10 protein-coding genes and 1 pseudogene are annotated in these 9,874 nt (G+C 64.3%); 7 read left to right on the top strand and 4 right to left on the bottom strand.

Annotated elements, in window-relative coordinates; translation table 11 throughout:
• Together G3N97_RS17250 and G3N97_RS17245 are read left to right on the top strand one after the other, a co-directional pair.
• On the top strand, window positions 1–520 hold a 520-nt coding region (locus G3N97_RS17250), incomplete at its 5' end, for a hypothetical protein (protein WP_205994340.1).
• Window positions 521–574: 54 nt separating this feature from the next.
• Complete coding sequence (locus G3N97_RS17245) at window positions 575–1,300, top strand: flagellar basal body L-ring protein FlgH (protein ID WP_080180786.1); 726 nt, start codon at window positions 575–577, stop codon at window positions 1,298–1,300.
• A 151-nt stretch (window positions 1,301–1,451) separates the two neighbouring features.
• On the opposite strand, the gene G3N97_RS17240 is transcribed toward G3N97_RS17245, so the two are convergent.
• Together G3N97_RS17240 and G3N97_RS17235 are read right to left on the bottom strand one after the other, a co-directional pair.
• Window positions 1,452–2,222 carry a response regulator gene (locus G3N97_RS17240; RefSeq protein WP_065060903.1) on the bottom strand — a complete coding sequence of 257 codons (771 nt, stop codon included), beginning with the start codon at window positions 2,220–2,222 and terminating at the stop codon, window positions 1,452–1,454.
• Between the two features lie 81 nt (window positions 2,223–2,303).
• Complete coding sequence (locus G3N97_RS17235) at window positions 2,304–2,891, bottom strand: hypothetical protein (protein WP_205994338.1); 588 nt, start codon at window positions 2,889–2,891, stop codon at window positions 2,304–2,306.
• 393 nt (window positions 2,892–3,284) lie between these two features.
• Between G3N97_RS17235 and G3N97_RS17230 the strand changes: the two genes are divergently transcribed.
• The 3 genes from G3N97_RS17230 to G3N97_RS17220 all read left to right on the top strand — a co-directional run bounded on the left by G3N97_RS17230 (window position 3,285) and on the right by G3N97_RS17220 (window position 6,359).
• The gene (locus G3N97_RS17230) at window positions 3,285–4,184 is read left to right on the top strand and encodes a hypothetical protein (RefSeq protein WP_205994336.1); all 900 of its coding nucleotides are present in this window, start codon (window positions 3,285–3,287) and stop codon (window positions 4,182–4,184) included.
• 132 nt (window positions 4,185–4,316) lie between these two features.
• Entirely contained in the window at window positions 4,317–5,084 is a 768-nt protein-coding gene (locus tag G3N97_RS17225) for a response regulator (protein ID WP_074981955.1), read from the top strand.
• A gap of 12 nt (window positions 5,085–5,096) precedes the next feature.
• The gene (locus G3N97_RS17220) at window positions 5,097–6,359 is read left to right on the top strand and encodes an ATP-binding protein (protein WP_205994334.1); all 1,263 of its coding nucleotides are present in this window, start codon (window positions 5,097–5,099) and stop codon (window positions 6,357–6,359) included.
• Between the two features lie 73 nt (window positions 6,360–6,432).
• Here the strand turns inward: G3N97_RS17220 and G3N97_RS17215 are convergent, their stop codons facing one another.
• Complete coding sequence (locus G3N97_RS17215; protein WP_205994332.1) at window positions 6,433–7,365, bottom strand: tyrosine-protein phosphatase; 933 nt, start codon at window positions 7,363–7,365, stop codon at window positions 6,433–6,435.
• A 478-nt stretch (window positions 7,366–7,843) separates the two neighbouring features.
• Between G3N97_RS17215 and flhC the strand changes: the two are divergent.
• Window positions 7,844–8,410 (top strand): annotated as a pseudogene (gene flhC / locus G3N97_RS17210) (flagellar transcriptional regulator FlhC); the annotation flags it as partial.
• A gap of 309 nt (window positions 8,411–8,719) precedes the next feature.
• On the opposite strand, the gene G3N97_RS17205 reads toward flhC, so the two are convergent.
• On the bottom strand, window positions 8,720–9,073 hold the full coding sequence (locus G3N97_RS17205) for a hypothetical protein (RefSeq protein WP_205994329.1): 354 nt from the start codon (window positions 9,071–9,073) through the stop codon (window positions 8,720–8,722).
• Window positions 9,074–9,235: 162 nt separating this feature from the next.
• On the opposite strand from G3N97_RS17205, the gene G3N97_RS17200 reads away from it, so the two are divergent.
• Window positions 9,236–9,769: a hypothetical protein gene (locus G3N97_RS17200; RefSeq protein ID WP_241030642.1), complete on the top strand. Its 534-nt coding sequence runs from the start codon at window positions 9,236–9,238 to the stop codon at window positions 9,767–9,769.
• The last annotated feature ends 105 nt before the right edge of the window (window positions 9,770–9,874 follow it).

Genomic DNA, 9,874 nt, shown 5'->3' with positions numbered 1-9,874 from the left:
CGGCGTCACGCTGACTGAATTGCGCGAGGCCAACACGGTGCGCGCCACGCCGCACGAAAGTGCGCTGGTCTGCGAGACCGACGTGGCCGGCGGCGACATCGGCATGCCGTTCAAGAGCTATGCAAGCCTGACGATCGCGTGCCGCTGGGCGCATCGCACGCCGCAAGGCTGGACGCCGTCGCATGCCGTCGTGGACGGCGTGCCGGCGAGCGAGCACGTGCTGCGTTTCGCGCACGAATCCGCGGGCGAGCCGCTGCGTCTCTACGAAATGTCGTTTGTCGTCGATGCCGCTACGGCGTTCGATCTGCGCGATCTGCTCGCCTCGCGTTACGGCGCGCCGCGCATGGCCGGCGATCCGTCGCTGCCGCTGCTCGAATGGGACAACGCGTCGAGCACGATCACGATCTGCCTGATGCCGAACGGCGGTCACGCCACCTTGACTTACCTGCTTAAACCCGCGAGTCCGCGCGCGAAGGGCATCGAACGCGCGCTCAAGATCAGCCAGTTCGACGAAGGCTGATCGCCACGCACGCCCACTGACCCGACGACGCCCTCACGCGAGCGCTTCTTACTTATGCTTTCCAATCAATCGCACTCCTTACCTTCCTGCAAGCACTTCGCGCGCCTTTCTTTTGCGCTGCCGCGTGTGCTGCTGTGCGCATCGGCATTCGCTGCGTTCTCGGGGTGCGCGACCTCGCCCGAATCGATCGTCAACACGCCGATGACGCCGCCGCTTGCCGAGCCGCCGCTGAACGTCAACACGGGTGGCTCGATCTATCAGCAAGGCACCGCCATCGCGCTGTATGAAACGCCGCGCGCGCAGCGTATCGGCGACGTGCTCACGATTCGCCTCTCCGAAACTTACAATGGCGCCGACACCGCGGCCGCGTCCGCGAAACGCGACAGCACCATCACCGCGACCGCTGCCGATCAATCGACGGGCGCGGCGGCACGTCTCGCGCGTCTGTTCAATATCGGTTCGGCGTCGACGACATTCAACGGCACGGGCAGCCACACGCTGTCGAGCGACATGACGGGCACGCTGGCCGTGACGGTCATCAGCAAGACGCCGACGGGCAATCTCGTGGTGTCGGGCGAAAAGATCATTGCGATGAGCGGCGAGCATCAGCGTCTGCGTCTCTCGGGCATCGTCAATCCGAACGACGTGGAGTCGGATAACTACGTCGATTCGAGCAAGATCGCCAACGCGCGTATCGAACAGGTGGGCCACGGCATGCTCAACGACGCGACCACGGTCGGCTGGCTGCAGCGTATGTTCCTGAGCGTGCTCACGTTCTGATGTTGCGTTGATGCTGTATTCCGATGCTTCCCTGAAGCATCGGATAAGCAAAAACGGCGCGCCTCGATGGCGCGCCGTTTTTGTTTCATCGTCGCGAAAGTTCAGTCAGGCCGACATCGCTCGCCGACCGAACTGAACCGAACCGCGCCGCTCACTCTTCCTGCGCCGCGTCGGGCATGTCACCCGCGTATTCGCTGTAGCGCTCGGCGAAACCGACTTCGCCGTCCGGCACGAACACGTAACCGTGTCCCCAGACCGTCTGCAGATAGCGCGGCTCGGACGGATCGGTTTCGATCAGCCGGCGCAGACGCCAGATCGCCACGTCGAGACTGCGATTGCGATAACGTCCCGCTTCGCCGTAGACGATTTCGATAATACGTTCGCGCGACAGAATCGTCATCGCGTGATTGACGAACAGCTTCAGGAACGCGAATTCGCTCGAACGCAGCGGAATGCGTTCTTCGTCGCGATACAGCTCGCGCGAGCGGAAGTCGAGTTCGTACGGGCCGAAGCGGAACGAGGCGCGACTTTCCGGCGCACCCGTCGAGTTCGACACGCTGCGGCGGCGCATGACCGTGCGGATACGCGCGGCCAGCTCGCCCGGATCGAAGGGCTTGCCCACGTAATCGTCGGCGCCGAATTCGAGGCCGAGCACGCGGTCGATCACCTCGTTGCGCGCGGTGAGCAGGATCACAGGCAGGTCGTCGCCGCTTTCGCGCAGCGCGCGCAAGGCGCTGATGCCATCCAGCTCCGGCATCATGATGTCGAGCACCACGACTTGCGGCCGCTCGGTGCGCAACTGCTGCTGCAAGGCGCGCGCGGACGGCAGCTTCGTCACGGTGAAGCCGCGCATTTGCAGATATTCGGCGGTAACGTCGCGCACGACGGGATCGTCGTCGACGAGAAAAATATTATTTGCCATGCACAAATCGTAAGGGACGCAAACGGACCGGCATAGGCCCGCCGCCTTTCCATTCCTTTCCTGAATATGCGGCGTGAAAGACTACAGGCCGCGCGAAGCGGACTCGAACGTCGAACCCAGTTGCGTCTGATCCACCACCATGCTGTCCAGCAGGCCCTTGAGCTTCACCGCCGCGCTGGAAAAGCGGTCGGTGCCGAGCCCGCGCACTTCGTAACGCGCTGTCACCGCAATATGGTTATGCAAGAAGATCGTCAGATTGATGGTGGACAGATACGCGCGGCTGTCGTCGCTGAACGTCGGCTTGCCGTATTCGATCGACGCGTTGTAAACGAGGCGCCCCTCGCACGTGACCGGCTCCGTACCGGGGCTGTAGACGTCCGAAGTCACGCCGCGCTGCGCCAGCACCAGTTGCAGCGACGGCACGAAATCGGCCGACGTGACCATCGGATTGTTCTCGATGCAGATCGACGCGACATTCACCGGCCGCCCGGTCACGAATCTCGGCGACGAGTAATTCGCCGCGACCGCATAACCCGCCTGGATCACGGAGCCCGTTGCATCGGCGGCGGTGATCAGCGTCCAGGCGCAGCCATTGAGCGCGAGCGCAGCGCCGAGCGCGGCGGCAAGGCTGGCCGCGCGGCGGACGTTGGAGCGAAAAGGATGTGGCATGGGAACGATGACATGACGCGTCGATGGGCTGCGCGCGCGATGCGAAGGGATGCAGGCGGCAGGGCTCGTCATGCATCATCAAGGCAAAGCCCGCCACACGATGGGCGGGACATCGGCCATTGTTGACAAGCGCTTTCCAGTTCTTCGCAAATCTCACGCGAAGTAAGGACCGGAAAGCAGGCGGCGCGCGTTCAGGCCGTCAAAACGGCTGCGCAACTTACCGCGCGCGTAATGGATGAAATGTTTCGTAAGCGGTGGACGCAATCGACCCGTTGAGCGCCGCTTTGCGCCAGAGGCGCTGAGCTATTGTTCTCATCGCGGCGCCTGGCGCCGTGGCGACGCCGGACTAGCCGCCCGTCGTCCCCCGCTATTTCATACAACATCGTGCCTGCCATGAATCGAGAACAGAAAATCCGTCGCGCTCACTCCCTTCGCCGCGGCCTGAACGTCGCTGCGCTCGCGCTCTTCGCGTCGCTCGCCGGTTCGCCGTTCGCTCAGGCGGCGAGCTTTCACTGCCCGCACAACGCCTCGGCGTCCGAGCGCCTCGTGTGCAACGACCCGACGCTGTCCGCGCTCGACGACAAACTCGCCGCGCTCTATCACAGCGCGCTCGACGCGACGCCCGACACGACGGCGCTCGAAGCCGACCGCGTGAGCCAGTGGCAATGGCGCCAGCACAATTGCAAGGACAAGGCTTGCGTGACGGACTGGTATAACCGCCGCATCGCCGAACTTCAGGGCGATCTGCAACACGGCAAGCAAGCCAGCGTGCAGCGCGTGAAGGACGGCGTGGTCGATCAGCATCTCGCGCCTTCCGCACAGGACGCCGTGCTGGAAATGAAGGGCATCGACGGTGCGCCGAAGGGCCAGAACGACAAGCCGGCCCCGACGGCCGACGGCTCGAAGGCCGCGCCGAAGGCGGGCGCGAAGCTCGCCGGCGCGCACACCGACGCCTCGCTGCATCTGGAAAAAATGCCGAGCGGCGTTGCTGCCGACGCGCGCCAGAAGCGTCTCGCCGACGCGCATACGCACGCCATCCCGGCTGACGAAGTCGCGCCGGCGAAGTCGGCCAAGCCGGCCGCCACGGCGGAAACCTCGGCCAAGGCCGCCAGCATGGCGGGTTCGGGCACGGCCTTCGCGAAGGCTGCGGGCATTGCCTCGCTCGACGCACCGTCTGCCGCGAAGCCGGCCGCTGCTGCCGCGCATTCGTCGGAAGAAAAGTCCGCTGCCGCGACCGATTCGACGCAAGCCGCTCAAGCGCCGGTGCAGGAAAGCGCACTCGCCGCGAAGTAAGTAAGACTGGAAGCTCGCGGCGAAAGGGTGACGCAAGCCCACGCCGCGAAAACCCATCTCAGGTAAGCCTGAGTAAGAAATAGAAAGAACGCCGCTATTCTGTAAGCCGTCGATAAGCATTAAAATTTTACGATGAGTCCACACGTTCTCATCGTCGACGACGATCCGGTCGTGCGCGATCTTCTCTCCCGCTTCCTGCGGGCCAACGGCTTCGAAGCCTCGGTCCTGCACGATGGCACGCATCTCGGTCAGCGTCTCGAACGCGAGCGACCTGCTGTCGTCGTGCTGGACGTCATGATGCCCGGCACCGACGGTCTGCGCGCCCTCGCCGCCCTGCGTGCGAAAGGCGACGACATTCCGGTGATCTTCGCGTCCGCACGCGGCGCGGTCGCCGACCGCATCGCGGGCCTCACGCTCGGCGCGGACGACTATGTCGCCAAGCCGTTCGATCCGCAGGAACTGTTGCTGCGCATCCAGACCGTGCTGCGCCGTCGCGGCGCGGTACCCGCGGGTGCGCCGGAAGCACGCGAACGCTGCCGCTTTGGCCCCTTCGAGCTCGATTTCACGACGCGCACGCTGTTGCGCGACGGCGAGCGCGTGGCGCTGCGCGACGGCGAATTCGCCTTGCTGAAGGTCTTCACACGACACCCTTACCGCGTGCTCTCGCGCGTGCTCATTCACGATCTGCTGCATGCCGACGGCCTCGAATTCCATGAGCGCAGTCTCGACGTGCCGATCTGGCGCCTGCGCCGCGTGATCGAAGACGATCCCTCGCAACCGCGTTTCGTGCAAACGGTACGCGGCAAGGGCTATGTGTTCGTGCCGCTGCGCGAAGGCGAAGCCGCTGACACCGACGCCCACGGCGCCGAGGATGCCCAGGATCCCGACGGCGGCGCATGATCGCGTGAATGCATGAACAATCCGTTGAATACGCTGTTCGGGCGCATGGCGCTGATGTCGGCGCTCGTGCTGTTCGCGATTCAGGCGTGCTGGTTCGTCGTGTTCGCGCCGCAGCCGCGCCGCCATGAAGTCGAGGGCTTCGAGCGCGGCCTGCTGCTGATGCTGCACGCCACGACCGGCGCGGCGCCCAACGAGCTCGAACTCGCGCCCGCGTTGCGCGTGCATCTCGTGCCCACCTGGAACATGCCCGCCGACGTGAAGCTCGAGGTGCCGAAGCGCGAGCCGCTCGCGGACCTGCGCCGGCAACTGCTGCGCGACCTGCCCGCCGGCACCGAAATTCTCGCCGACATGCGCAATCGCGCGACGCTCTGGGTGCGCTTTCCCGGCCATCCCACGTGGATCGTCGCGCCGATCGACCTGCCGCCGCCGCCCAATCTGGTGCCGCAATTCGCGTCGATGCTCGCGGTCTCGCTGCTGCTCGCGCTGCTCGCCGTGTGGCAGATGCAGCGCCCGCTGTCGATCGTCGCGCAGACCGCGCGCGCATTCGGCTCGGGCAATCGTCCGCCGCCCGTCGACGAACTCGGTCCGCGCGAATTGCGCGAACTGATCGGCTCGTTCAACGGCATGATGAAACAGCTCAACGAAGCCGACGACGATCAGGCCATCATGCTCGCGGGCGTGGCGCACGATCTGAAGTCGCCGCTCACGCGCCTGAAATTGCGCGCGAGCATGCTGGGGTCGGAGCGCGAGCGCGAACAATTCACGCGCGAAGTCGATTCGCTCAACGACATCGTCCAGCAGTTTCTGGAATTCGCGCGGCAACGGCCGGAGTCCGGTCCCGAAGTGGACGTGGATTCGCTGTTGCGCGAGCAGTTTTCATCCGATACGGCGGAAGAGGAAGACACGCTGTTCCGTCTCGATCTGCGCGCCGGTGCGGGCTTTCGCATGCCGCGCACGCTGCTCGACCGGCTGGTGTCGAATCTCGTCGATAACGCACTCGAGCACGGCGAGCCGCCGGTGGAAATCGGCACGCGCCGCGAAGGGTCGAACTGGATTATCGAAGTGCGCGATCACGGCCCCGGCATTCCCGCCGAACGCGTGGCCGCGGCGCTCAAGCCGTTCGTGCGGCTGGACGAAGCGCGCGGCGGCGAAGGGCATTGCGGACTTGGTCTCGCGATCGTCACGCGCCTCGTGCGCAATCAGGGCGGACGCTGCGAAGTGTCGAACCATCCCGAAGGCGGTCTGCGCATCAAGATCGCGTTTCCTGCCGCCTGAGTTTGTCGGCCTGGAAGATGTGACGGGCGCTCGCGAGCGCCCGTTTCTTTTTATGTCTGACGAAGCGCGCCGCTTACACCACGAGGCGGCCGCGCAGCAGATCCACCGTCGTCGAAGACAGTCCGAGACCGGCGTTGAGATAGCGGTTCAGATCGCCGAACCCTTTTTGCAGCGCATCGAAGGCGCTTTGCAGATAGCTGGCCTGCACGGGCGGCGCGAGATTGTCTTCGTCGATGCCCGTCGAGCGCCACGCATTCGTCAGCAGAAAATCCTTCACGACGATTTCCAGCGGCACGTTCGCGATCAGCAGCAGCAGCGCGCCCGCCCAGCCTGCCACGTCCACGCCCTTTCCGCCCACCACGACGACCGGCCCGCCCGCCTGCGCGATCTGCTCGAGCAGCGCGCCATACGCCATGCACTGTGTGTGACCCATGACGAATTCGCGCCAGTGCGCCTGCATGGCCGAATCGAGTTCCGGACCCGACATACCGGCGAACGACGGCGGCGCATGCGTGCCGAGCACGTTCAGCGAGACGTAGCTCGCGGTGCTCAGCGACGTGTCCGGCAAAGCGTCGGCTTCCACCGGCGTGCGCAGATCGTAGATGCCCGCGAGTCCGATGCCTTCGAGCGTGGCCGTGTCGGCCGTATTCGCGGTCAGCACGTCGGAGCGATAGAGAATGGCGCGGCGAAAGTGCGCACCGTCGCTCGTCGAGTAACCAGGCGCCGCGCCGCCCACGTCGCGGAAATTCGCCACCGAATTCAACACCGGCGTAGGCGCGTCCTGCGGCCCGTCTCCGCCGGTGTAATCGCCTCCGCACGCGCTCAGCAGCGTGGTGCCGCAACCGCTCAGCGCCAGCACGCTCATCGTGCCCTTGAGCAGCCGGCGGCGCGGCGGACTGGCGGGCCCGGCCCCGCGCCGGCACGCGAAGTCGCCGGACAAGGGCGCAGGCACGCCCTTGCGCGCTTCCTTGCGCGAAGAAGAACTGGTGGAGAAGCGAAGAATCATCGGTTAGCAGCTAAGGTATGAGGCTCGCGCGCGTGGGCGCGGCCAGCCTCTGCAACGGCGTGGCGTCGCATCCATTCGGGAAGACGAAGTTTACCGGCAGATGCCCCCGAAAAGGTTACGACGCAAGACTCGGTAATAATTCGTAGGAAACTGCAGCGACTGAAAATGACGCGTTGCGCGAGTGCCGCGGCACCGTAAATCGCCATAAAAAACGGGGGTCGATCTGTTCTTTTCACCGGATTCTTTCCAGAACTTACCAATTCCCATAATCGTGAAAGCAAAATAAGAAGCGGCGCCCATTCCTGTGGCGCTTTCGCCCGAAAATGCCCGTCACGGCCCGTAATTCCTTATTAAATCCTGTAAATTCTTTCTAAATATTATTCTTGACGCTCGTTTGCGCGCTCCTATAATCGCCCGTGAATTCAGGCATTTAGGCCTGATTGTCGCGGCAGTAGTCACTGCCCAGGAGTTCTAAGTCATGTACAAAGGCAGTGTGACCGAGGAAGCGCGCGAGGTTTTGCGCGCAATCGAGCTGATCCAGCTTGGTGCTCGCATGCCGGTGCTCGAAAAGGAACTGACGCTTTCGAGAAATCGTCTGATTCGCCTTTATCGCGAACTCAAGAGCGCTTCGCCGCCCAAAGGCATGCTTCCGTTTTCGGCCGACTGGTATTTCACGTGGTTACCGAATATTCACGCTTCGCTTTTTTACAACATCTTCCTGTTCCTGAAAGACGAAGCGAAATGCAGCCGGCTCGATGCGCTCACGCGTGCGTACCGCCTCTATATCGAGCACTGCGAATGCGCTGAAACCGAACGCGTGCTGAGCTTCACGCGCGCCTGGACGCTGCTGCGCTTCTTCGAAGGCGGTCTGCTCGCGCTCACGCGCTGCACGGTCTGCTCGGGCCGCTTCGTGCGCCACGCGCGCGACGCGATGAAACCGGCAACGTGTTGCATCTGCGCGCCGCCTTCGCGCGCCGGCGTCACGCGTGCAATGCTCGCCAGCCGCGAACTCGCGCAAGGCGCGGCGGATGCGGCCGATTCGAGCGATACGCCGGATACGCCGACTTCGTCGAGCAAGCGCAGGGCGACGTCGCCGCTGAGCGAGATTTCCGAAGCGATGCGCGATACGCTCGCCGAAGTGAAACGCGCGGTCGATCCGAAGCGCAACACGGCGGCGGCTTCATCGAGTAACGCTGCGGGCAAACCGGCCAGCCATCCGTTCCTGCCCAAATCGATTCCCGTCTAGCGTCTCCAGCGTCTGCGTTTCGCGTCTGCCCACGGCATTCGCGAAACGTACCAGGCACCTCGCGAAACGCACCAAACAAAAGCGCGCCACTGGCGCGCTTTTGTCGCTTTACAGGTCTTCTTTTTCCGTCGCCGCCAGCAGCGCGCGAATATCGCTCGCGCACAGCCGGCACACTGCTTTGCCATCCTGACTAATGTGCTGCGCCTGGCGGCTCTCGCACAACTGCGCGGCCACTTCGATCGCATGCTCGTGCGCCGCCTGCCAGATCTCCCAGGCAATCTGCGCGCCGCTCTGGGCATATTCGTCGTTGGGGGCGCGTTCGAGCGCGTCGGGCTGTTGCGCATGGGCACGCACGTAATGCGCGCGGTACAGCGCCTCGAACACCATGCGCCGCGAAGGCCGCGTCACACGGGGCTCCCCATCGAGGTTGCCGTTATTCCGCTGCGCGAGGGCTTCGTCCACATTCGCCTCAAGGAGTGCTGTTTCATGCAAACGACATTGTGACAGCCCAAGCTGGACAAGGGGTCTCGGAATACCGCGAATTTCTTCGCGTTATTCGTGGACCGCACGGAGCGGACAACGTGGGATTATGGTTGCCGTGTAAAAAAATAGAAGGAACCGACCATGCAACTCGGGGGTACGACGTCGTTTTCCGGCGGGGGCGCCGCGACGCAGAGGTTCAACGACGGCGCGGATAACGCGGCGGCCGCACAACCGGCTCAAGCCGCGCAGGCGACGCCCGACGTGAAGGCCTCCTCGTCGACCGGCAACGCGGACGACGCGGTCACGTCGCAGGACGACGCCGTGCAGATTTCGCCGGGCGGCTATGCCGCGGCGGCCAACGACGACAGCATCGCGGACGACGGCGACGACGTCAGCGTGAACGACAGCGGTGACAGCGCCACGGCGGACGCCAGCGCGGACGGTACCGACGGCTCGGACAGCGGCGTGGACAGCACCGATGGCGCGCAAACCGACGGCTCGACGGACGGCAGCGGCGACGCCTCGGCGAACTCGCAGCCCGTCAAATCGCTCGTCTATGGCGCATTCGGCCTCGAACGCCCCGACCAGGCGCCCGATCCGAACCAGGCTTACAGCACCGGCCGATGGCTCGCGGCGGCCATTACGGTCGGCGGCATCGTCTCGCTTTTCATCTGACGCACAGGCCCGAAGCACGTCGAGTCGCGATTTGAGTCGCGACTCGAATTGCGATCCGTTACGCATAAGACAAATGAAAGGCGCTGCGTCGGGTCACCCGGCTCG

Source organism: Paraburkholderia sp. Ac-20347, assembly GCF_017104805.1.
Classification (GTDB): Bacteria; Pseudomonadota; Gammaproteobacteria; order Burkholderiales; family Burkholderiaceae; genus Paraburkholderia; species Paraburkholderia tropica.
The sequence above is the reverse complement of the archived record's forward strand: the minus strand, read 5'-3'. Positions and strand labels throughout refer to the sequence as shown.

Bases quoted from the DNA above. Each gene is read 5' to 3' on its own strand.
- G3N97_RS17245 (WP_080180786.1), top strand. From the start codon at position 575: ATGCTTTCCAATCAATCGCACTCCTTACCTTCCTGCAAGCACTTCGCG.
- G3N97_RS17240 (WP_065060903.1), bottom strand. From the start codon at position 2,222: ATGGCAAATAATATTTTTCTCGTCGACGACGATCCCGTCGTGCGCGAC.
- G3N97_RS17235 (WP_205994338.1), bottom strand. From the start codon at position 2,891: ATGCCACATCCTTTTCGCTCCAACGTCCGCCGCGCGGCCAGCCTTGCC.
- G3N97_RS17230 (WP_205994336.1), top strand. From the start codon at position 3,285: ATGAATCGAGAACAGAAAATCCGTCGCGCTCACTCCCTTCGCCGCGGC.
- G3N97_RS17225 (WP_074981955.1), top strand. From the start codon at position 4,317: ATGAGTCCACACGTTCTCATCGTCGACGACGATCCGGTCGTGCGCGAT.
- G3N97_RS17220 (WP_205994334.1), top strand. From the start codon at position 5,097: ATGAACAATCCGTTGAATACGCTGTTCGGGCGCATGGCGCTGATGTCG.
- G3N97_RS17215 (WP_205994332.1), bottom strand. From the start codon at position 7,365: ATGATTCTTCGCTTCTCCACCAGTTCTTCTTCGCGCAAGGAAGCGCGC.
- G3N97_RS17200 (WP_241030642.1), top strand. From the start codon at position 9,236: ATGCAACTCGGGGGTACGACGTCGTTTTCCGGCGGGGGCGCCGCGACG.